Source organism: Bacteroides uniformis (assembly GCF_025147485.1).
Taxonomy (GTDB): Bacteria; Bacteroidota; Bacteroidia; order Bacteroidales; family Bacteroidaceae; genus Bacteroides; species Bacteroides uniformis.
On sequence record NZ_CP102263.1, the window covers coordinates 2526729 to 2548731 of the forward strand.

The window sequence follows — 22003 nt, forward strand, 5'->3', positions numbered from 1 at the left end:
TAACATTCTATATATAAGTGTAACTTTATTAAATGAATATTCTGATAACCGGTGCCAACGGTCAACTTGGCAATGAAATGCGAGTGTTGTCGAAAGAAAACGGACAACATGCTTATTTTTTCACTGACGTGCAGGAATTGGACATTTGCGACGAACAAGCTGTGCACGGGTTTGTGAAGGACAACCGGATAGATGTAATCGTGAATTGCGCCGCTTATACGGCTGTAGACAAGGCGGAAGACAATCAGGAGCTTTGCGACAAGCTGAACCATGTCGCTCCGGGCTATCTGGCTGCCGCTGCCGAAGCTTGCGGTGCTGCATTGATACAAGTGTCTACCGACTATGTTTTTGACGGAACCGGACACACCCCCTATACGGAAGAGGCGGCTACTTGTCCCAATTCAGTATATGGTTTTACCAAACTGGCGGGTGAGCAGGCGGTGATGAAGTATTGCAGCCGTGCCATGATCATCCGTACGGCGTGGCTCTATTCCATTTATGGAAATAATTTTGTGAAGACGATGCTCCGTTTGGGACGCGAGCGCGAGACGCTGGGAGTTGTATTCGACCAGATAGGTACGCCGACATACGCCAATGATTTGGCACGCGCCATCTTTGCGGCTATCAGCCAGGGAATCGTGCCCGGCATCTATCACTTCAGCAACGAGGGAGTCTGCTCGTGGTATGATTTTACGTTGGCTATCCATCGTCTGGCAGGTATCAAGAGCTGCAAGGTAAGTCCGCTGCATACGGACGAATTCCCTGCCAAGGCACCGCGTCCGCATTATTCTGTGTTGGACAAGACAAAGATAAAGAAGACATTCGGCATCGATATACCCCATTGGGAGGCGAGCCTTGCCGTCTGCATGAAGAATTTGGAAGAGTGATTATTACTGACTAATTGATATATGGCCAATAACAACGAAATAGAGAGACGGAGAACGTTTGCGATTATTGCGCATCCGGATGCCGGTAAGACATCATTGACCGAGAAGCTGTTGCTTTTTGGTGGACAAATCCAGGTGGCGGGTGCCGTAAAGAGCAATAAGATAAAGAAGACGGCAACGTCGGACTGGATGGATATTGAAAAACAGCGTGGTATTTCCGTTACCACTTCTGTAATGGAGTTCGACTACCATGACTACAAGGTCAACATCCTTGATACTCCGGGTCACCAGGACTTTGCTGAAGATACCTACCGCACGCTGACGGCTGTGGACAGTGTTATCATCGTGGTGGACGGTGCGAAAGGTGTGGAAACGCAGACACGCAAGCTGATGGAGGTCTGCCGTATGCGTAATACGCCGGTGATTATCTTCATCAACAAGATGGACCGTGAAGCCAAAGACCCGTTCGACCTGCTGGACGAGCTGGAGGAGGAACTGCACATCCACGTGCGTCCCTTGACGTGGCCTATCGAGAGCGGTGTCCGTTTCAAGGGTGTCTACAATATCTACGAGCATAACCTCAACCTCTACCAGCCCAGCAAGCAGGTAGTGACGGAGAAGGTGGAAGTGGACATCCATACCGAGGAGCTGGACAACCAGATTGGCGCCCAACTGGCCGACAAGCTGCGCGGAGAATTGGAACTGATAGACGGTGTTTACCCCGAATTCGATAAGGAGGAATACTTGAAAGGAGAGCTTGCTCCCGTATTCTTCGGTTCGGCACTGAATAATTTCGGTGTGCAGGAACTGTTGGATTGCTTTGTGGAGATTGCTCCCAGTCCCCGTCCCGTGAAGGCGGAAGAACGTGAGGTGGAGCCGGAAGAACCTAAATTTACCGGATTCATCTTCAAGATAACCGCCAATATCGACCCGAATCACCGTTCATGTATCGCTTTCTGCAAAATCTGCTCCGGGAAGTTTGTACGCAATGCCCCGTACTTGCATGTACGTCATGGCAAGACGATGCGTTTCTCGTCGCCTACGCAGTTCATGGCGCAGCGCAAGACAACTGTCGATGAGGCTTGGGCGGGAGATATTATCGGCCTGCCGGATAACGGTACGTTCAAGATTGGCGATACGCTGACCGAAGGCGAGGCGCTTCACTTCAAGGGACTTCCGAGTTTCTCTCCGGAGATGTTCAAGTACATTGAGAATGCCGACCCGATGAAGCAGAAACAGCTTGCCAAGGGTATCGACCAGTTGATGGACGAAGGTGTGGCGCAGTTGTTCGTCAACCAGTTCAACGGGCGTAAGATTATCGGTACGGTGGGGCAGTTGCAGTTCGAGGTCATCCAGTATCGTCTGGAGAACGAATACAGTGCGAAGTGCCGTTGGGAGCCGCTCAGTCTGTATAAGGCCTGCTGGATTGAGAGCGATGATGCGGCGGAGTTGGAAGCCTTCAAGAAGCGCAAATACCAGTACATGGCGAAAGACCGCGAGGGTAGGGATGTGTTCCTGGCCGACAGCGGATATGTGTTGCAGATGGCGCAGATGGACTTCAAGCATATCAAGTTCCACTTTACGAGTGAGTTCTAAGCTATATGATTTTTGCTGACTCACGGCTATAAATGATGCAAGTCGAAGAAAAAGAGGAGGTACAAAGTAATGAAAAACTTTGTACCTCTTTATTTATTGTGGGAAGAAAGTGTTACCTTTGTTTCTGCAACGATTAATATGCATTGATTATGAAAACTGTTGAAGTAAGCTCGTTCCTTACCGATTTTACACCTTACTTATTATAAACACAAAATTTCAAGATGAAACATACCTTCCTTTTTCTCCTGCTGATTCTCCTTCTGGGGCTGACAGCCTGCTCGAAACCTGCCGATAGAACTTTGGTGTATAGTGTGGTGAAAACCTATCAGGATTTGTATAATGCGGTAACAAAGTAAAATCAGCCAAACACGTAGAGAGGCACATTCTCTCTATGTGTTTATTCTTTCTTTTCACTGGCATAAACTCATAAATGATGTCATATTGCAAAGAATAACTTATAACAATTACCTTGTAGAGATAGGAAGATACAGGTGGCTTCATTATCAGGGGTTTGCGTGTGTCGCTTGTAGAGATTATCACCTTATTCCTCTTATTTAAGCTTTATTTCCCCCCTTCTTCTTGTAGAGATATGGTTTTTGTAATCCTTTGTTTTTGAGTGATTTGTGAAAATCGGTTGTAGATGCCATTTTCTTGTTTTCCCTTGTTTCCCACCCTAACTTTGCAACATCGAATTTGAGAAAAGCAGACGGCTGAATCGTTGAGGCCTCACGATGAAAACTTCTGCTTCTCGGGTGAGACAAGAGAAACAGAATATACCTATTATTAATTATTTAAAACATTACGATTATGGCATTTTTTAAAAGAGTTCAGAAAAAAGTAAACGATTTGTGGTATCCTCAATCAGTAACCTGGGGCAAGGCGGTTACTACCCGTGAAGTGGCAGACGAGCTGTCTGTTCTTTCTACCGTGACCCGTGGTGACACGTATGCGGTGATGGAGAACTTGGGACGTGTATTGAGCAATTTCATGGGGCAGGGACGTACTGTGAAGATAAATGGTGTAGGCACCTTCTACTATACTGCCACCTCTACTAAAAGAGGAGTGCCGACGGCTGCGGAGGTAAGCGCTTCGCTGATTAACGGAGTACGTGTCCGTTTTTTGCCCGAAGTGGAGCGTAATAGTGGCCGTCAGGTGATTACCCGCAGCATGGTGAATACGAAGATTGTTTGGGAAGAGTGGGGCAAGACTTCTACCTCCACCGGTACTACTCCCGGCGACAATACCGGTGGAACCCCCGGCGGCAACGACGGCGACCAGGGTGAGAATCCGTTGGGCTGATTCTCCTTCCTTGAAAGCAATTGATGACTGACACCGTTTTATGCTAAAAGTTTCCCGTACCACCTCATTGGTTGTGCGGGAAGCTTTACTTTTTAGCATCTTTTATCATTCTTCTCTGCCTTTCTTTAATGGATTATCGCTAATTTCGAGCGATTTTTCGTAAATTCGGCTGAATAACTAATAATTTATAATATGGAAAACTTGAATACAGCACTTCTGCTGATGGTGGTAGGTATGGCAACAGTCTTCGCTATCCTGCTGATTGTTATTAACTTAGGAAAAGCTCTTATTGCATTGGTGAATAAATATGCGCCCGAAGAGGTGACACCGGCTAAAGCTGCGGCAAATGGTCCCGCACCTGTCCCCGGTAATATTCTGGCAGCTATCAGTGCAGCCGTAACAGTAGTGACACAAGGTAAGGGTAAAGTTGCTAAGGTAGAAAAAATCTGAAATAATAATCTTATATAAAAACACACCGAATAATTTAGTATGAAAAAGGAAATTAAGTTCAGTTTGGTATTCAGGGACATGTGGCAGAGTGCCGGAAAATATGTACCCCGTGTTGACCAACTGGTGAAAGTAGCTCCCGCCATCATTGAGATGGGTTGTTTTGCGCGCGTGGAAACCAATGGCGGAGGTTTTGAACAAGTAAATCTGCTGTTTGGGGAGAATCCGAATAAAGCCGTGCGCGAGTGGACGAAGCCGTTCCATGAAGCCGGTATCCAGACTCACATGTTGGACCGTGCCCTGAATGGCCTCCGCATGAGTCCCGTGCCCGCCGATGTGCGTAAGCTGTTCTATAAGGTAAAGAAAGCGCAGGGTACGGACATCACGCGTACCTTCTGCGGTCTGAACGATACCCGCAATATCATCCCTTCTATTGGCTATGCACACGATGCCGGAATGATTTCCCAATGCTCGCTCTGCATCACCCATTCACCCATCCATACCGTAGAATACTACACGGAGATGGCACTGAAGCTTATCAAGGCAGGTGCCGACGAAATCTGCATCAAGGATATGGCAGGTATCGGACGTCCGGTTTCTTTGGGCAAGATTGTGGCCAATATCAAGGCGGCGCATCCCGATATTCCTATCCAGTATCATAGTCATGCGGGTCCCGGTTTCAATATGGCAAGTATTCTTGAAGTGTGCGAAGCGGGTTGCGACTATATCGACGTAGGCATGGAGCCGCTTTCCTGGGGTACGGGACATGCCGACTTGCTCAGTGTGCAGGCCATGCTGAAGGATGCAGGCTTCCAGGTGCCCGAAGTCAATATGGAGGCATATATGAAGGTACGCGCACTCATCCAGGAGTTTATGGACGACTTCCTTGGCTTGTACATCAGCCCGCGCAACCGCCTGATGAACTCCCTGCTGATTGGTCCCGGACTGCCGGGTGGCATGATGGGCAGTCTGATGGCAGACTTGGAATCCAATCTGGAGTCCATCAACAAATACAAGGCAAAACGCAACCTGCCCTTCATGAAGCAGGATGAACTGCTCATCAAGTTGTTCAACGAAGTGGCATATGTTTGGCCGCGCGTGGGTTATCCCCCGTTGGTGACTCCGTTCAGCCAGTACGTCAAGAACCTTTCCATGATGAACGTCATTGCTATGGAGAAAGGCAAGGAACGCTGGGGTATGATTGCCGATGACATTTGGGATATGCTGTTGGGCAAGGCAGGTAAGCTGCCGGGTCAGCTGGCTCCCGAAATCATAGAGAAGGCCGAACGCGAAGGACGCAAGTTCTTCACCGGCAATCCGCAGGACAACTATCCCGATGCTCTGGACAAGTACCGCAAGCTGATGAAGGAGAACAAGTGGGAACTGGGCGAGGACGACGAAGAGCTCTTCGAATACGCCATGCACCCGGCTCAATACGAGGCTTACAAGAGTGGCAAGGCCAAGCAGGACTTCCTGGAGGATGTGGAGAAACGCCGTGCCGAACGTGACAAGTCTCCGCTGGACGATGCCAAACCCAAGACGCTCACTGTGCAGGTGGACGGTCAGGCTTACCGCGTGACGGTGGCATACGGTGACATCGACCTGCCCGCTTCGGCCACCGAAAAGGTGACAGCTCCCCCCGTAGGCGAAGGTCAGGACGTTCCGGCTCCGCTCGAAGGCAAGTTCTTCTTGACAAAGAATGCGCAGGAAACCCCGTTGAAAGTGGGTGACAAGGTGAAGAGTGGCGACCTCCTCTGCTATATCGAAGCTATGAAGACATACAATGCCATCCGCGCAGACTTTGATGGAACGGTTGTTGCCATCTGTGTCAATCCGGGTGACTCTGTTTCTGAAGATGATGTATTAATGAAGATAGGATAATGGAAGATATATTTGCAAAACTCTATGATATGACGGCCTTCAGCAACATCATTGCTGATCCGTCGTTCCTCGTGATGTATGCCATCGCTTTCATCCTGCTTTATTTAGGTATCAAGAAACACTATGAACCATTGTTGTTGGTACCCATCGCTTTCGGTGTGCTCATTGCCAACTTTCCCGGCGGCGAGATGGGGGTGATTCAGGCAGATGAAAACGGAATGGTCATGGTAGGCGGGGTGATGAAGAATATTTGGGAGATGCCGTTGCACGAGATTGCGCACGACCTCGGACTGATGAACTTCATTTATTATATGCTGATTAAGACCGGCTTTCTGCCGCCTGTTATCTTTATGGGTGTGGGTGCGCTGACAGACTTCGGTCCGATGCTCCGTAACTTGCGTCTCTCCATATTCGGTGCGGCTGCGCAGTTAGGTATTTTCACCGTACTGCTTTGTGCTGTGATGATAGGGTTCACTCCGCAGGAAGCAGGTGCGTTGGGCATTATCGGTGGTGCCGATGGTCCTACGGCTATCTTTACTACCATCAAGCTGGCTCCCCATCTGTTGGGACCGATTGCCATTGCTGCTTATTCTTATATGGCGCTGGTACCGGTCATCATTCCGATGGTGGTGAAGCTGTTCTGTACCAAGAAGGAATTGATGATTAACATGAAGGAGCAGGAGAAGCTGTATCCTTCGAAAACCGAGATTAAGAATCTGCGTGTATTGAAGATTATCTTCCCGATTGCAGTGACTACGATTGTTGCTTTATTTGTGCCCACAGCAGTACCTTTGATTGGTATGTTGATGTTCGGTAACTTGATTAAGGAAATCGGTTCGGATACAAGCCGCTTGTTTGATGCTGCTGCTAATAGTATCATGAATGCAGCTACCATCTTCTTAGGATTGAGCGTTGGCGCCACGATGACCAGTGAGGCATTCCTGAATTGGACGACTATCGGTATTGTGATTGGTGGTTTCCTGGCATTTGCATTGTCCATTACGGGAGGTATTTTCTTTGTGAAGCTGTTCAACCTATTCAGCAAGAAGAAGATCAATCCGCTGATTGGTGCTACCGGCCTGAGTGCCGTACCCATGGCAAGCCGTGTCTGCAATGAAATAGCAACGAAGTATGACCCGAAAAACCATGTGCTGAATTACTGTATGTCCAGTAATATCTCCGGTGTAATCGGTTCGGCTGTTGCGGCGGGTGTGCTGATTTCATTCCTGGGATAAACGGTCAGTAGGAAAAATATAAAGAAACTCCGGTATGGCTTTGTAAAGCTATGCCGGAGTTTTTTGTATGTTTTTCTTTGAGGGGCATTTCATTCACTAACCACCTTCCAATATTCAGCCATCGCCATCTTCTCCGCCAGATACGCATCAATCAGGTTGGTGTGTGCCTGCGTCCACGAGAGTTGTGCGGACAACACATCTGCCATGCTGGCTTTTCCTTCATTATAAGAGAAGGTGACAAGGCCCAGATTCTCTTCGGCGAGTATCATATTCTCCCGGGCCGTCTTGACTTGCTGTTCAGTTTCCGTCAGTTTTGTGGTGGCTGCGGAGAGCTCTTCCAGAATATTGTCCGTTACATAGCTTTGTTGCAGCTTCTGTATGCCGATATAGGCTTTCTGTTGGCGGTTTGTCTTGAAGCGGGCTCCCCAACGGAAGATGGGGATGCTGACATTGACCCCTGCGACGGGAGTATGAGGTACATCCTGCCCCATATAGGCAATTCCCGTATCCCAACCGGTAGCGAGGAACATGCTGACTTGTGGGTTGTAGCGGCTGAGGGCGGCATGCCGTTGCGCTTCACTGCGGGCGATGTTCACGGAGGTACTGGCATATTCTGCCCGGCGGGGCAGCACATCATCCAGGCCCAAAGGGAGGATGGGAGCAGTCGGTATATCTATTTCGGCTATGCTGTCTATGGGAGCGTCCGGTTCCGAGCCCATAAGGATATTCAGTTTTTGCAGGGCAAGGGTATGGTTTTGGCGTGCCTTGATGTACTGCAATTCGGCCTCCTTACGCCGGGTGGAAATCATCAGCAAGTCTGTGCGGCTGATGGCACCGTCATCAAAGCGGTCTTGGATGATGTCGTACTGCTGTTGTACAATATCCTGAAAGGTAGCCGCGGCTTTCAGACCGGCACGGGCGGCAGAGGCATTCCAATAGACGGCGTCACTTTGATAGTGTATCTGGTCGAGGGTCAGCTCTGTGGTAAGTTGGTCCAGTGCCTCGTCGGCTTGCGCCACTTTCTTTTGGGCTATTAGGGAACCTCCGGTATAAAGCGGCTGCGTCAAGGTGGCAAGTGCCTGATAGGTATAAGGGCGGTAGTCTCCCTTTGGACTATTCCATTGGTTCAGATGATTGAGATTGGCAGTACCCTCGGCGGTGATGTCAATCTGGGGCAGGAAACCGGTGGAGGCAATCTTGCGTGCCTCGGTACTGGCGAATGTTTTCAGATGCTGTTGTTTCAGAATCTGGCTGTATGCTTCTACCTTGTCGCGGTATTCTTCGCGGCTCAGATAGGCTTGTTGTGCCCCGGCATTCAGTCCGGAGCACAGTAATGATAGAATAAGTATATTTGTTTTCATCATTCAATTGGTAAACTGTAAATTGTTGAATGTTCTCTCACTTGATTTTATGAATGGCGCAATAAGCCACCGGCAGCACGAATAGTGTCAATGCCGAGGCTACCAGCAAACCACCCATGATGGTTGCCGCCATGCCGCCGAACATGGCGTCGAACAATAACGGCAACATTCCCAGGATAGTGGTACCCGATGCCATGGCCACCGGGACAATACGGGTGGTCGTTGCACTGATAACGGCTTCACGCGGTGCTTTTCCGGCAGCGGTTTCCGTATCAATCTGGTCCACCAGCACGATGGCATTCTTGATATTCATTCCAATCAGCCCCAGCAAGCCGAGGATGGAGAAGAAGTCGAATGATTTCCCCAATACCACCAGTCCCAGTACAATACCTATAAAGATAAGCGGCAGCATCAGCAGGATAACAATCGGCTTCCGGTAGCTGCGGAACAGAAACAGCAAGGTGACGAACATAAGGAAGAATGTCAGCGGCAGGTTAGCTGCCAGTGCGGCATTGCTTTCTGCCTGGCTTTCCTGCTCTCCGAAGTATTTCATGGTGTAACCTTCGGGCACATCAATCTCTTCTTGCACTTGCTTCCATATACGGTTGAAGGCGGCAATGGCATTCACACCGCGGCGTGGGTCGGCCTGCGCCATCATCACCATCTGCCGGTTGTAGTCTTTCACATTGGAGAACTTGTACTGGAAGTCGAACCGGCTGACGACTTGTTCCAGAGTGGTTGTTTCGCGTGCAGTGCCGAATACGGGGAGTGTACGCAAGTCGTTGATGCGGAAAGAGTCGATAGTTTTATCCTTCAACAGAACGGGAAGTACCTGGTCTCCTTCCCTGTATTCCCCAAGTGTCATGCCGTTCGTACCGATCTGGATACTCTGTGCCATGCTTTGACGGGAGATACCCAACGGTTGTGCACGCTCCTGACTGTAAACGGGATGCCATACCGGTATCTTATTGCCCCAGGAGTTGCGCACGTTGATAAGTTCGCCGTCACGGTGCATGATGTCCAGAGCCTTGTTGGTCAACATGACCAGCGTATCCGTGTTATTGCCGATGAACCCGATTTCAATGGCGGCATCTACAGCAGGAGAGAGTTTGAACAACATGGTACGGGTGATGGCATTGGGATAGTTGGCCTTCATGTAGGCATCAAGGTTCTCTTCCTGCTTCTTGGTATATTTGCTGTCCGTTACTTCCACCAGGATATTGGCGAAGTTAGGTTTGGGACCGACGGAAGTGGAGGCCAGATAGTAACGCAACGGTGTGCTGCCGAATGTGACGGATACCCGTTTCACTTCCGGCTGCTGCATCAGATGCGCTTCCACCTTTTTCATTTCGGTTTCTACTTCGCGGATGCTGTACCCGTCCGGATAGAATACATCTGCCCGAAAGTAGGGCTTGTCCAGAGAAGGGAAGAAGTTCTGGGGCATCAGCCCCATGACGATGAGGGAGAGGATGAACAGTGCTGTAATGCTTCCAAGGGTCAACGCCTTCTTGCGTATCAGTGTGCTGAGGATGGAGGCGAATTTATGGTAGAAAGGCTTGTCGTATGGGTCCTTGCTACCATCTTTAGCCTTTGCTTTCAGTATGAAGTTGCCGAATGTAGTGGTTTGTGTCAACGCCAGCACCCAACTTAATCCCAGGGAAATGGCCAGCACTACGAATAGCGGTTTCACGATTTCGGCTACGGAAGAGGGAGCCAGATACAGTGGCAGAAACGAACAGATGGCAATGAACGTTGCTCCCAGCAATCCCCATTGGGGACCGGTGGCACCGTCTATCAGCGCTTTTCGGCGGTCGATGCCGCGGGCAATGGCAATTTGGGCATTATCTGTCACCACGATGGCATTGTCCACCAGCATTCCCATGGCTATGATGAATCCGGCGAGGGAGGTCCGGTTCAGACCTACGCCAAGAAACGACATAATGAGCAGTGTGCCTCCGATAGAGAATATAAGGGAAGAGCCAATCAGTACTCCTGCACGCATGCCCATCACCAGCATGATGATTACAATCACAATCAGGATGGATTCTATCAGATTGATGATGAACCCGTTGTTGGCTTCTTTGGCAATCACGTTTTCGGGATACAGACTTTCCAGTTCCAGCCCCACGGGGATGAGGGGCATGAGTTCGGCAAGCCTCCGGTCTACCAGTTCACCGGTTTTTACCACATCCTTTGTCGGGTCGGTGGAGATGCCGATACCGATGGCGCGCTTTCCGTTGACGTGCATGATATTGCCGGGAGGTTCCATGTATCCCTTTTCAATGATGGCGATGTCACCCAGCTTGACTTGTCCGCCGGAGGTAGTGATAACCTGGTTGTGGATATCATCGACAGTCGTGTAGGTACCGTTGGCCACAATGCGTAACTGTTGTTCTCCGGCGCTGATTTCACCCGTATTGATAATCTGGTTCTGCGATTGTAGCAGGCTGGCCAGCTGCTTGGGGTCGATACCCATTCCTGCCAGCTTGTTTACGGAGATGAATATATGGATGACCTCTGTCTGTGTACCGAAAAGGGCTACCTTCATCACACCGTCTGCCGTGATGACTTGTGTCTTGATTCGTTCCGCCCAGTTTCTCATTTCTTCATAAGAGAAACCGTCGTCACCCACCAGGCCGTAATAGATGCCGAAAACGTCTCCAAAATCATCCGAGACGGTCGGTACAGAAGAGCCTGCGGGCAGTTGGGGCTGTATGTTGAGCACTTTACGCCGCAGTTCGTCCCACTTCTGCGGAATGGATGCGGCAGAGAGTGACGGTTGCAGTTCGAAGGTTATCTTGGAGAGTCCGTACATAGACTCTGACTTTATCTTGTAGACGCCGCTCATCGACTGTATTTCTCGGGAGATGGGTTCGGTGACGAGCCGTTCCACTTCTGCCGGCTCCGCTCCCGGGTAGCGTGTCATGATGACTGCCGACTTGATGACGAAAGGTGCGTCTTCCTTCTTTCCCAACCTGCCGAATGACAGTATACCGCCGATAAGCAGCACAGCCAGAAAGAAGTAGACTATCTTCGTGTTGTCTAATGAATATTGGACTAGATTCATAATGAATATTTTTTAGATAAATGGGGAATGTAATGTGCCAATGTGATTAATCACATTAGTACCTTTATTGCTTCTCCTTCTGTCAGCTGGTATACTCCGGCCGTCACAACGGTTTCTCCCGGTTCCAACCCTTTAGAAATAAGCAGGTTTGCCTCTCCCGTTGGAGAATAAACGGTCACTTCGCGGCGACTGACTTTATTACCTTCCACCACCCATACATACGTTTTCCGGTTTTCACTGTCGCCAAATACGGCGCTTAACGGTACATTCATCAGCTTTTCTTCCAGAAAGGGAGCGACATCCGATGCCAGCTTTATTTTGCATGTGAATCCCGGTTTTACGTCATAACGTGTACGGTCAAAGTGCGGGTCGTCAATTGTTATTGTCACCGGAATACCCGTCCCTGCTGTGGAGATGTCAAGATACTCTTCCAGTCTGGCATCGAAAGCCTCTGCAGGGTAACTGTCGAACACCACCTTGAACTTTACGTCCTTGGCACGGAGCAGATAGAGATAATCATCCGGTACGGTGAACTTGATTCGTAGCTTCTGTGTATTTACCAGCTGTACAACCCCTTCTCCTGCATTGACACGCTGATAGTTCTCTACCAGCCGTTTTTCGATGGAACCCTCGAAAGGGGCTGTCAGCCGCGTATCCCGCATATTGTTGCCGGACAACTCGTAAGTGGATTTTGCTTTCTGATAGTTGGCTACGCTGATTTCGTATTCCTGCACGGAGATAGCCTGGCGGCCAAGCAGCCGTTTGTTACGTTCCACTTGTGCGGCAGCTGTTTCGTAGGCAGCCTTGTCGGCTGCATATTGCAGGGAGATGTCGCGTGGGTCGATGGCGGCAATCAGTTGCCCCTTTTTTACCCGCTGTCCCTCTACAACCGGGAGGCTGATGATTTGTCCGCTGACGCGGAAGGCAAGTCTCACATATTCCACGGCTTCCACTATTCCGGAGAAGTCTTTGCGGATAACCGACTGTGAACTGACTTGCGCAGTCTTCACCGGTCGGATAAGGGTATTGCTACCCTTTTGTTTTTGCCCGCACGACGTGATGAGCAACGCCATGACCAGGGCGAAAAGAAACATTTTTTTCATTGGTAAACAAGTATATAGTTATTCGTTCAGGTATATATAAAAACATAAAACCGGGAAAACAACCAAATGTTCTCCCGGTTATAGGATAAATGATGATTTAATGTGCCAATGTGCTAATTGGCTGCGCAATGTTTATGCTGCGCTATCACGCCGCAGGTCATTGGCACATTGGCATATTAATTTTCAATTCCGTCCCCCGTTCCAGCGTATATGGGTGTCCGTAGACTTGTATGTCCACTTTGCTGCCTGCTGTAAGCGAGATTTCGATTTCTTTTCCTACCCGTATGTGAAGTGTGTTTTTCAGATAATTCACCTTGAATGAATAGCTGTCCCATTTTTGCGGTATGACAGGGGAGAAACACAACGTCTCCTTCAGCACCTGCATACCTGCAAATCCGCGTACAATGGCCAGCCAGCTGCCGGGCATACTGGTTATGTGCAGACCTTGGTCCGCTTCGTTGTTGTAGTCGTCCAGGTCAAGCCGCGTGGCATGCAGGAAAAGCTGGTAAGCTTTTTCCACTTTGCCGATGCGTGCAGCCAGGATGGAATGGATGTGGGGAGAAAGGGAGGATTCGTGTACGGTCATCGGCTCATAGAACTCGAAATTGCGGCGGACGGTTTCCGTGTCGAAATAGAAATAATAGAGGTAAAGTCCGAGCAACACGTCGCTCTGCTTGATGTAGCAAGAGCGCAGAATGCGGTCCCATGACCAATGTTGGTTGATGGGGCGTTCTTCGGCAGGAATGTTATCTGTACTTTCCAGTACTTTATCCATATAGCCGTCATTTTGGATAAAAATACCCCGTTCCTTGTCTTCCGGCAGATACATGTGTTCGATGATGTCTCTCCACCGGGCACTTTCCTTCACTTGGTCGAGATTGGTGATGCGGCGTATGTGGGCATATTCATCCGGATATTGCTGTGCCACCATTTCCAGAAAACGGAGGGTCATCTTGAGGCACTGTATACAGGAATAGTTAGTGTACCAGTTGTTGTCCACATTGTTTTCGTATTCATCCGGGCCGGTAACCCCCAGTATGACATATTTCTGTTTGGGTTGGGAGAAGGATACCCGTTGTCTCCAGAAACGGCTGACGGCAATCATTACTTCCAGGCCATATTTAGCGATATAGTCCATATTGCCCGTCAGCGCTGCATGCTGAACGATGGCATAGACAATGATATTGTTACGGTGGATTTCCTCGAAGGTTATTTCCCATTCACTGTGGCATTCCTCTCCATTGTTGGTTACCTGCGGAAACAACGCTGCACCGTCCTTGAAACCCAGTTTACGGGCGTTTTCGATGGCTTTGGGAAGCTGGTTGTACCGATATGCCAGCAAGTTCTTTGCAATCTCTTTGGGAGTGGAGAGCAGAAAAAACGGTACACAACACAGTTCCGTGTTCCAATAAGTATTTCCGCCATATTTTTCTCCGGTGAATCCTTTGGGGCCGATGTTTAGGCGCGGATCATCTCCCCGGTAAGTCTGATACAGCTGGAATATGTTGTACCGGATACCTTGTTGCGCTTCCGGGTCCCCTTCGATGACGACATCCGTTTCGTCCCAGATTTCCTGCCAGGCCCTTCGATGCTCTTCTACCAGCGTATTCCAGCCTATGCTCTTGGCTTCGCGTGCCTCGGCCACGGAGTGTTCCACCAATTCACTCCGTTCGTGGTAGAGAGAAGAAGCGATGGCGGTGTATTTGATGAGTGTCACGTTGTCTCCGGGTTTCACGTCGGCACCTACGCTGAAACCGGTCTGCTTTTCCTTTTCTATCCGTATGGGGTTGGCAGTGGTTTCCTTGTTGTTTTTGAAGAATTGGTAAGTCATGGCGTAGCACACTTGTGCATCTTCCCGGCGGGTCTGTGTCCAGAGATAGGCACAGCTGCTGGTAGAACCGGAACGCAGTATGTTCCATATTTTCAGGTTTGGCAGATCGGCATCGTCTACTATATTCCCGTCAAGGATGGGCACGAGTGAGATTCTGCCGGTATAGTTGATGGAAGACACGCTGTACTTGATGAGACAGAGGTTGGGTCTTGCCATATTTGTGATATGCTCTACATGGATGCGGAGCTGGTTTCCGCGAGGAGACGTCACCTCCATGTCCCGGTAGGAGATACCTTCCTTCATATCCAGGCGGCGGTTGAAGCTGTCGACATCCCAGCCTGCCAAATCGAGTTCCTCATCGATGAGGCGCAGGTTGATGCGGCTCCAGTCGGCAGCCTTGGGTATACGGGTGTAATATGGTGGAAATCCGTTCTTCCACCATCCTACGCGGGTTTTGTCCAGGAAAGTGATGCCGGCCACAAATGAACCACGGTAACTGTCACTGCTGTAAGGCTCCTCAAAATACCCTCGTTGCCCGAAACGTCCGTTTCCGAGGCTGAATATACTTTCCGACATCCGTTGACGGTCGGGGTGGAATTGGTCTTCGATGATGTTCCATTCATCGGTCTTGAGGTATTTTTTCATGGCGACGTGTTTTCTGTAGTTATCGCCGTAAAGATACGCAATATGCGGAAATAAAAGAGAAAAGTGAGGACAAAAATAGTGAAAGGGGAAGGGAGGGGATTAAAAAAGATAATATAGCACACAGATGACACAGATAAGGCAGATGAACACGGATTATTAGACAAACTTATCCGTGTTCATCTGCCTTATCTGTGTCATCTGTGTGCAGAAGTAGGAGCTTGGTTCTATTTCTCTCCCTTAGTCTCTTTAATTAAATATACACAGAAAGCACCTATTATCAGCATCACTCCTGCCAATACAAGCATATTGATTTCGGGGGGCAGTACTCCTTTGGGAGTAAACAAGGACAGAATACTGCCGCCCAAAGCTGCCGCAATAATCTGTGGAATACAGATGGTACCATTGAAAAGACCTAAGTAGGTACCCATATGTCCTCCGCTCAGTGCATTGGTCAAGATGGTGAACGGCAGTGCCAGCATGGCAGCCCATGCACAACCTATCAGCAGGAAGGAAATGAACAACATATACGGATTGTGCATAAAATAGGTGGAAATGAAACCTATACCTCCCAGAACAAGGCTGAGTGAGTAGACGCGGCGGCGGTCCTTGAACATCGGTATGCAGATGGCCCAAAGCACAGAGCCGATGGCTTGCACGGCAAACAGTACGCCTACCCAGTCGGCGGCATTCTGATATTGCAGGCTCTTGGTGTCGAGTACCACTTTGGTCACACCATCTACCAGGTGCTCTACTGTAGGAGCGTCAAAAGCATTGGCAGCGATGCTGCCGTTGGTATAGGTCCACATGAACATAAAGGCAAACCAGCAGAAGAACTGTACCAGTCCGATAGTCCAGAATGCTTTCGGAGCCTTGATGAGCAGCTTCAGCATGTTGGTCTTTTCATGTTCCTCTTCTTCGGTGATGCCGTGATACTCTGCATATTCGGCAGGCGGCATCTCTTTTACTTTGACCGAAGTGTAGATAACGCAGAAGATAAGGATGGCTGCTCCGATGTAGAATGAGTAAATCACCGAGTCGGGGATTACTCCTTGGGGAGCTGTATTGCTGATGCCAATCCATGCAAAGATGAACGGGAAGAGATAGCCTACCAGGCTGCCTGCATTGCAGAGAAAACTCTGGATGGAGTAGGCGAGCCCTTTTTGTTTCTCATTCACCATGTCACCCACCATCATTTTGAAGGGTTGCATGGCCATATTGATGGAGGTGTCGAGGAACATCAGCGATACCAGTCCGAAAATCATGGCTGTACTTACTGCCATGCCGAAGCTTCCGGCATTGGGTAGCAGGCACATGACGAGTACGGCCACCAACGAACCTATAAACAGATAAGGGATGCGCCGTCCGAAGCGTGTCCAGGTCTTGTCACTGGCGGCTCCCACAATGGGTTGTACAATGATACCTGCCAACGGCGGTAATATCCAGAAATAACTCAAATTATGCGGGTCTGCACCCAAAGTGGAAAAGATACGGCTGATGTTTGCACTCTGCAAAGCATATGCAATCTGTACGCCGAAAAAACCAAAGCTGATGTTCCACAGCTTCCAGAAACTTAAATCGGGTTTTACTTTCATGATGGTTTAATATGTTTTATTATTTCGTAGTTCCTCTTATCACCAGATTGGTACGTACTATCTTGTTGTTGCTTTTCTCTTCTCCCTCCAGCTTTCCGGTCAGAATGCTGAAAGCGCTTTTACCTACTTCCTCGCCATGCTGCTCCACGGTAGTCAGCTTCGGGTCGGTGCTTTGCGCAATGGCTCCGTCGGTGAATCCGCAGATGGATACTTCATCGGGAACTTTTACGCCGACCAGTTTGCAGGCATACAGTATGCCCGAAGCTGTCTCGTCGTTGATGGCAAAGAAACCGTCAGGGCGGTCTTCGCTTTCCAGCAGGTCGGGAGTGATGGAGATGGCACGTTCACGGGTGTCGCACAACAGAATCATGCTGTCGTCCACCGGAATTTTATACTTCTTCATGGCATCCAGGTAGCCGTTCCGGCGATTTTTGGTAATCTCCAGGTGGGGAGCCGCACCATAGAAAAGGATACGCTTGCATCCGGTCTGTATCATGTATTCCACGGCGGCAAAGGAGCCGGCATAATCGTCTACCACCACTCGCTCGGTTTTCAGCCCCGTGCAGATACGATCGTAAAAGACGATGGGAATATCGTTGTTCAGTAGCTCCTGGTAATGGTCGTATTGGGAAGTGTCCTTGGCAAGTGAAGCGATGACTCCGCAGACACGGGCGGCAAGGAAAGAATGCACAATCTTCACTTCCTGCTCGTACGATTCGCTGCTCTGCGCCACTATGATATTATATCCGGCATTTGCCGCCGCTTTCTCAATTCCGCTCAATACGCAGGAAAAGAAGTGGTGTACCAGTTGGGGGACAATGACGCCGATGGTATTGCTGCGGCTTGCGCGGAGATTTACGGCCAGTACATTGGGCTTGTAGTTATGTTCGCGCGCATAGGCATGGACAAGGTCACGAGTTTCCTTGCTGATGTCCGGATTGTCTTTCAGCGCTCTTGACACGGTGGAAGGGGAGACATTCAGCGCCCGGGCAATATCCTTGATGGTAATCTGCGGTTTATTCATGGTATAGTTTTGAGGACAAAGATAAGGTAAACTTCCCTAATCCGATTGCAAAAATAACGTAATATGGTAAATTGTGCTTATTCGTTGAGGTTTATCGGGTTGTAAGTTTGTGCAAACGATTGCGGACACCCGTATTTTGACAAATTAAGGTGATATGTAGTTCTATATTTCCTAAATGCTTATATTTGCAGTACGCAATTAATGATGATAACGCCATGAAACACATGAAGTTTTTGACTTTCTTTTTTTGTATTGCCTTTGCCGTATTTGCATGCAGCAGCAATAATGAGACAGACCCCAACGCCGGTGGAATTCCCGATAAGGAGGAACCTCTGGCTACGGACTTTGCTAAAGGTGCCGACATCAGTTGGGTAACGGAGATGGAACATAAGGGTATGAAATTCTACAATGCTTCCGGTGTGGAGACCGATTGTTTCCAGCTGATGAAGGATTTGGGCTTGAATGCAGTTCGACTCAGAGTATGGGTCAATCCCAAAGAACACGATAACTGGTGCAATACGGCCGATTTGGTGACGAAAGCCAAGCGTGCCGCAGAGCTGGGCATGGACGTAATGGTAGACTTCCATTACAGTGACTGGTGGGCCGACCCTGGACAGCAGCATAAGCCTGCTGCATGGAAAGGACTGAACTTGGCCGACTTGAAGAAAGCCGTCGCCGACCATACTGCCGATGTACTTAATGCGCTGAAAACGGCAGGAGTTACTCCTAAGTGGATTCAGGTAGGCAATGAAATCCGTCCGGGGATGCTCTGGGATGAAGATGCTGCATTGAGTGGTGCGTCCTATGATGTGAGGGAATGTGATGTAAAGGGTTCCAACAGCACTTCCGAGAAAGTGAAATACCGTAAGAACTTTGCCAACCTGGCTGCTTTTATCAATGTAGGATACGATGCGGTAAAGTCCGTCTTCGACGATGCCATTGTCATCGTCCATCTGGACAATGGATATGACAACGAATTGTATACCTGGTTCTTTAATGGACTGAAAGCCAATGGCGGTAAGTGGGATATGATAGGCATGTCGCTCTATCCTTACTGGACGATGCTCGAGCACAAGGAATATACAGCTGATAGAACTATCACCGAGTGTATTGCCAATATTAATAGTGTAGCCCGGAAATACAACTGTGACGTGATGGTGGTGGAAACCGGTATGGAGTGTGCCGACGACAAAGGGAATCTGTCAAGTGCTTCCGTGCTGGCAGAAGGGAAACGCCAACTGGCACGTATCCTGAAAGAGTGCAAGGAGAATACCGGCGGACGCTGCAAGGGCGTGTTCTACTGGGAACCGGAATGCAGGCCGAACCAATATCGGCTGGGGGCATTCACTGAAGACGGCCGCCCCACTGTGATAATGGATGCTTTTAAATAATTATATTAACAAAATCTTTTAAAGAAGAATGAGAAAGACAATACTTATCTTTTCCTGCTGCGCTTTTTTTGCCTTGGCGGCAATGGCGCAGCGTACAGAAGCATTGTTGGAAAAGAACTGGAAGTTCACCAAGGGAGATGTTCCCGAAGCAACACAAACAAATTTCGACGACAGTAAGTGGGAAACAGTGACCATTCCTCATGATTGGGCCATCTTTGGTCCGTTCGACCGCAACAACGATTTGCAGGAGGTAGCGGTTACGCAAGACCTTGAAAAACAAGCTTCCGTAAAGACCGGGCGTACCGGAGGGTTGCCTTATGTGGGTGTCGGTTGGTATCGTACGGCTTTTGATGCTTCTGCAGACAAGCAGGTCACTCTGGTTTTCGATGGTGCTATGAGTGAGGCTCGGGTCTATGTCAATGGGAAAGAAGCTTGTTTCTGGCCTTTCGGATATAACTCTTTTCATTGCGATGTTACCGGTTTGCTGAATGCCGACGGTAAAAACAATGTGCTGGCTGTCCGTCTGGAAAACAGACCCCAGTCCTCCCGTTGGTATCCGGGGGCGGGATTGTATCGCAATGTCCGCCTAGTTACTACGGAACGTGTCCATGTTCCAGTTTGGGGTACACAGCTCACCACACCGCATGTTTCTGCTGAATACGCTTCCGTGCGTCTGCGTACTACAATACGGAATGCCGGTGATGCGGATGTTCGTATTTCTACTGATATTATTGCGCCGGACGGTAAGATAGTAGCCCGTAAGGATAATAGCCGGAAAATTAATCACGGACAGCCATTTGAGCAGAATTTTCTGATAAATGCTCCGTCTCTGTGGTCCCCTGAGACACCTTATTTATATAAGGCAGTATCTAAGATTTATGTAGATGGCAAACAGACTGACGAATATACCACGCGTTTTGGTATCCGCAGCATTGAGATTATAGCTGATAAGGGATTCTTCCTGAATGGTAAGCACCGTAAATTCCAGGGGGTATGCAATCACCACGATTTGGGCCCGTTGGGTGCGGCTGTCAATGTGGCTGCTCTTCGCCGTCAGTTGACATTATTGAAGGATATGGGATGTGATGCAGTCCGTACCTCCCACAATATGCCTACACCCGAATTGGTGGAACTCTGTGACGAGATGGGCTTTATGATGATGTTGGAACCTTTCGATGAATGGGATATTGCCAAATGTGAGAATGGTTATCACCGCTATTTCAACGAATGGGCAGAAAAGGATATGGTAAATATGCTGCATCAGTATCGGAACAATCCTTGTGTGGTAATGTGGAGTATAGGAAATGAGGTTCCTACCCAATGTAGTCCCGAGGGCTACAAAGTGGCTTCTTTCCTGCAGGATATTTGCCATCGCGAAGACCCTACACGCCCCGTTACTTGCGGTATGGACCAGGTGACTTGTGTGCTTGCCAACGGGTTTGCGGCAATGATTGATGTACCCGGTCTTAATTATCGGGCTCACCGCTATGTGGAGTCTTATGAGACTCTTCCACAGAATATTGTGCTCGGTTCGGAGACGGCTTCCACTGTAAGTTCCCGTGGTGTCTATAAATTTCCCGTACAGAAGGGAGCCAGTGTGATGTACGATGACCATCAGTGCTCCGGTTATGATGTGGAGTGTTGTTCCTGGTCGAATCTTCCCGATGAGGATTTTGCTTTGTCTGATGATTATGACTGGACAATCGGACAGTTCGTCTGGACGGGCTTTGATTATTTGGGTGAGCCTTCTCCTTATAGTACGGATTCCTGGCCCAGCCACAGCTCCGTTTTCGGTATCATAGACTTGGCAAGCCTCCCCAAAGACCGTTTCTATCTGTACCGCAGCCTATGGAACAAGCAGGCAAATACCTTGCATGTCCTTCCGCACTGGACGTGGCCGGGCAGGGAAGGGGAGAATACTCCGGTTTTTGTTTACACCAGCTATCCCAGTGCCGAACTGTTCGTCAACGGAAAGAGTTATGGCAAACAGCGGAAACTTACTGCTGATGAAAGCCGTGCTTTGGAAGGTCAGGACTCCCTTGCTTTGCAGCGTCGCTATCGCTTGATGTGGATGGATGTTCCTTATGAACCGGGCGAAGTGAAAGTGGTAGCTTATGATGCTTCCGGTAAGCCTGCAGAAGAAAAGGTGATTCGTACCGCTGGCAAGCCCCATCATCTGGAGCTGGTTGCCGACCGCACCCGCTTGTCTGCCGATGGCAAAGACCTGGCATATATCACAGTCCGTGTCGTGGATAAGGACGGTAACCTTTGTCCGGCAGACAGCCGCATGGTAAACTTCTCGGTGAAGGGTGCCGGAAAATATCGCGCTGCTGCCAATGGAGATGCTACCAGCCTCGATTTGTTCCATCTGCCCAAGATGCCGGCTTTCAGCGGTCAGCTGACGGCTATTGTGCAGAGTGGCGAGCAAGCCGGTGAGATCGTGTTTGAGGCAAGGGCTAAAGGATTGAAGTCCGGAAAGCTGGTACTTTATACTTCAGAGAAATAAATAGCACTATTTGCTTCCACTCTACCACACCTGCTCTGTAACCCTTTGTTCATCGGTGTTTGAGGTGCGGTGGAAGCAACAGAAAAAGGTGGAAGCAAATTTTGCTTCCACCTCTGTTTTTAGGGCCGACATGATGTT

15 protein-coding genes are annotated in these 22003 nt (G+C 49.2%); 9 read left to right on the plus strand and 6 right to left on the minus strand.

Annotated features, from left to right (window positions below):
* Positions 1-32: 32 nt before the first annotated feature.
* The 7 genes from rfbD to NQ510_RS09825 all read left to right on the plus strand — a co-directional run bounded on the left by rfbD (position 33) and on the right by NQ510_RS09825 (position 7345).
* Complete coding sequence (rfbD, locus tag NQ510_RS09795) at positions 33-887, plus strand: dTDP-4-dehydrorhamnose reductase (RefSeq protein ID WP_005826319.1); 855 nt, start codon at positions 33-35, stop codon at positions 885-887.
* A 21-nt stretch (positions 888-908) separates the two neighbouring features.
* Positions 909-2483 (plus strand): peptide chain release factor 3, encoded by a 1575-nt coding sequence (locus tag NQ510_RS09800; protein ID WP_005826320.1) that lies wholly within the window; start codon positions 909-911, stop codon positions 2481-2483.
* 221 nt (positions 2484-2704) lie between these two features.
* Positions 2705-2839: a hypothetical protein gene (locus NQ510_RS09805; protein ID WP_005826323.1), complete on the plus strand. Its 135-nt coding sequence runs from the start codon at positions 2705-2707 to the stop codon at positions 2837-2839.
* A 451-nt stretch (positions 2840-3290) separates the two neighbouring features.
* Positions 3291-3782 (plus strand): HU family DNA-binding protein, encoded by a 492-nt coding sequence (locus NQ510_RS09810; RefSeq protein ID WP_005826325.1) that lies wholly within the window; start codon positions 3291-3293, stop codon positions 3780-3782.
* A 192-nt stretch (positions 3783-3974) separates the two neighbouring features.
* Positions 3975-4232 (plus strand): OadG family protein, encoded by a 258-nt coding sequence (locus NQ510_RS09815; protein ID WP_005826326.1) that lies wholly within the window; start codon positions 3975-3977, stop codon positions 4230-4232.
* Positions 4233-4271: 39 nt separating this feature from the next.
* Entirely contained in the window at positions 4272-6110 is a 1839-nt protein-coding gene (locus NQ510_RS09820; protein ID WP_005826327.1) for a biotin/lipoyl-containing protein, read from the plus strand.
* Entirely contained in the window at positions 6110-7345 is a 1236-nt protein-coding gene (locus tag NQ510_RS09825) for a sodium ion-translocating decarboxylase subunit beta (protein ID WP_005826328.1), read from the plus strand. The genes NQ510_RS09820 and NQ510_RS09825 overlap by 1 nt, the downstream gene beginning before the upstream one ends.
* A gap of 89 nt (positions 7346-7434) precedes the next feature.
* Here the strand turns inward: NQ510_RS09825 and NQ510_RS09830 are convergent, their stop codons facing one another.
* The 6 genes from NQ510_RS09830 to NQ510_RS09855 form a co-directional block, all read right to left on the minus strand.
* Positions 7435-8709 (minus strand): TolC family protein, encoded by a 1275-nt coding sequence (locus NQ510_RS09830; RefSeq protein WP_005826330.1) that lies wholly within the window; start codon positions 8707-8709, stop codon positions 7435-7437.
* A 34-nt stretch (positions 8710-8743) separates the two neighbouring features.
* Positions 8744-11773, minus strand: a complete 3030-nt coding sequence (locus NQ510_RS09835; protein ID WP_005826331.1) for an efflux RND transporter permease subunit — start codon at positions 11771-11773, stop codon at positions 8744-8746.
* 50 nt (positions 11774-11823) lie between these two features.
* Positions 11824-12876 (minus strand): efflux RND transporter periplasmic adaptor subunit, encoded by a 1053-nt coding sequence (locus tag NQ510_RS09840; RefSeq protein WP_005826332.1) that lies wholly within the window; start codon positions 12874-12876, stop codon positions 11824-11826.
* A 157-nt stretch (positions 12877-13033) separates the two neighbouring features.
* Positions 13034-15352 carry a family 65 glycosyl hydrolase domain-containing protein gene (locus tag NQ510_RS09845; protein WP_005826334.1) on the minus strand — a complete coding sequence of 773 codons (2319 nt, stop codon included), beginning with the start codon at positions 15350-15352 and terminating at the stop codon, positions 13034-13036.
* Between the two features lie 224 nt (positions 15353-15576).
* On the minus strand, positions 15577-16944 hold the full coding sequence (locus NQ510_RS09850; protein WP_005826335.1) for an MFS transporter: 1368 nt from the start codon (positions 16942-16944) through the stop codon (positions 15577-15579).
* Between the two features lie 19 nt (positions 16945-16963).
* The gene (locus NQ510_RS09855) at positions 16964-17968 is read right to left on the minus strand and encodes a LacI family DNA-binding transcriptional regulator (protein ID WP_005826336.1); all 1005 of its coding nucleotides are present in this window, start codon (positions 17966-17968) and stop codon (positions 16964-16966) included.
* A 215-nt stretch (positions 17969-18183) separates the two neighbouring features.
* Here NQ510_RS09855 and NQ510_RS09860 point away from each other — a divergent pair, with 215 nt between their 5' ends.
* Positions 18184-19359, plus strand: a complete 1176-nt coding sequence (locus tag NQ510_RS09860; RefSeq protein WP_034525496.1) for a glycoside hydrolase family 53 protein — start codon at positions 18184-18186, stop codon at positions 19357-19359.
* A gap of 28 nt (positions 19360-19387) precedes the next feature.
* Positions 19388-21865: a glycoside hydrolase family 2 TIM barrel-domain containing protein gene (locus NQ510_RS09865; protein ID WP_005826340.1), complete on the plus strand. Its 2478-nt coding sequence runs from the start codon at positions 19388-19390 to the stop codon at positions 21863-21865.
* Positions 21866-22003 lie beyond the last annotated feature (138 nt).

Coding starts and splice junctions, on each gene's coding strand:
- rfbD (WP_005826319.1), top strand. CDS start 33: ATGAATATTCTGATAACCGGTGCCAACGGTCAACTTGGCAATGAAATG.
- NQ510_RS09835 (WP_005826331.1), bottom strand. CDS start 11,773: ATGAATCTAGTCCAATATTCATTAGACAACACGAAGATAGTCTACTTC.
- NQ510_RS09805 (WP_005826323.1), top strand. CDS start 2,705: ATGAAACATACCTTCCTTTTTCTCCTGCTGATTCTCCTTCTGGGGCTG.
- NQ510_RS09800 (WP_005826320.1), top strand. CDS start 909: ATGGCCAATAACAACGAAATAGAGAGACGGAGAACGTTTGCGATTATT.
- NQ510_RS09840 (WP_005826332.1), bottom strand. CDS start 12,876: ATGAAAAAAATGTTTCTTTTCGCCCTGGTCATGGCGTTGCTCATCACG.
- NQ510_RS09845 (WP_005826334.1), bottom strand. CDS start 15,352: ATGAAAAAATACCTCAAGACCGATGAATGGAACATCATCGAAGACCAA.
- NQ510_RS09815 (WP_005826326.1), top strand. CDS start 3,975: ATGGAAAACTTGAATACAGCACTTCTGCTGATGGTGGTAGGTATGGCA.
- NQ510_RS09810 (WP_005826325.1), top strand. CDS start 3,291: ATGGCATTTTTTAAAAGAGTTCAGAAAAAAGTAAACGATTTGTGGTAT.
- NQ510_RS09860 (WP_034525496.1), top strand. CDS start 18,184: ATGAAACACATGAAGTTTTTGACTTTCTTTTTTTGTATTGCCTTTGCC.
- NQ510_RS09830 (WP_005826330.1), bottom strand. CDS start 8,709: ATGATGAAAACAAATATACTTATTCTATCATTACTGTGCTCCGGACTG.
- NQ510_RS09825 (WP_005826328.1), top strand. CDS start 6,110: ATGGAAGATATATTTGCAAAACTCTATGATATGACGGCCTTCAGCAAC.
- NQ510_RS09850 (WP_005826335.1), bottom strand. CDS start 16,944: ATGAAAGTAAAACCCGATTTAAGTTTCTGGAAGCTGTGGAACATCAGC.
- NQ510_RS09865 (WP_005826340.1), top strand. CDS start 19,388: ATGAGAAAGACAATACTTATCTTTTCCTGCTGCGCTTTTTTTGCCTTG.
- NQ510_RS09820 (WP_005826327.1), top strand. CDS start 4,272: ATGAAAAAGGAAATTAAGTTCAGTTTGGTATTCAGGGACATGTGGCAG.
- NQ510_RS09855 (WP_005826336.1), bottom strand. CDS start 17,968: ATGAATAAACCGCAGATTACCATCAAGGATATTGCCCGGGCGCTGAAT.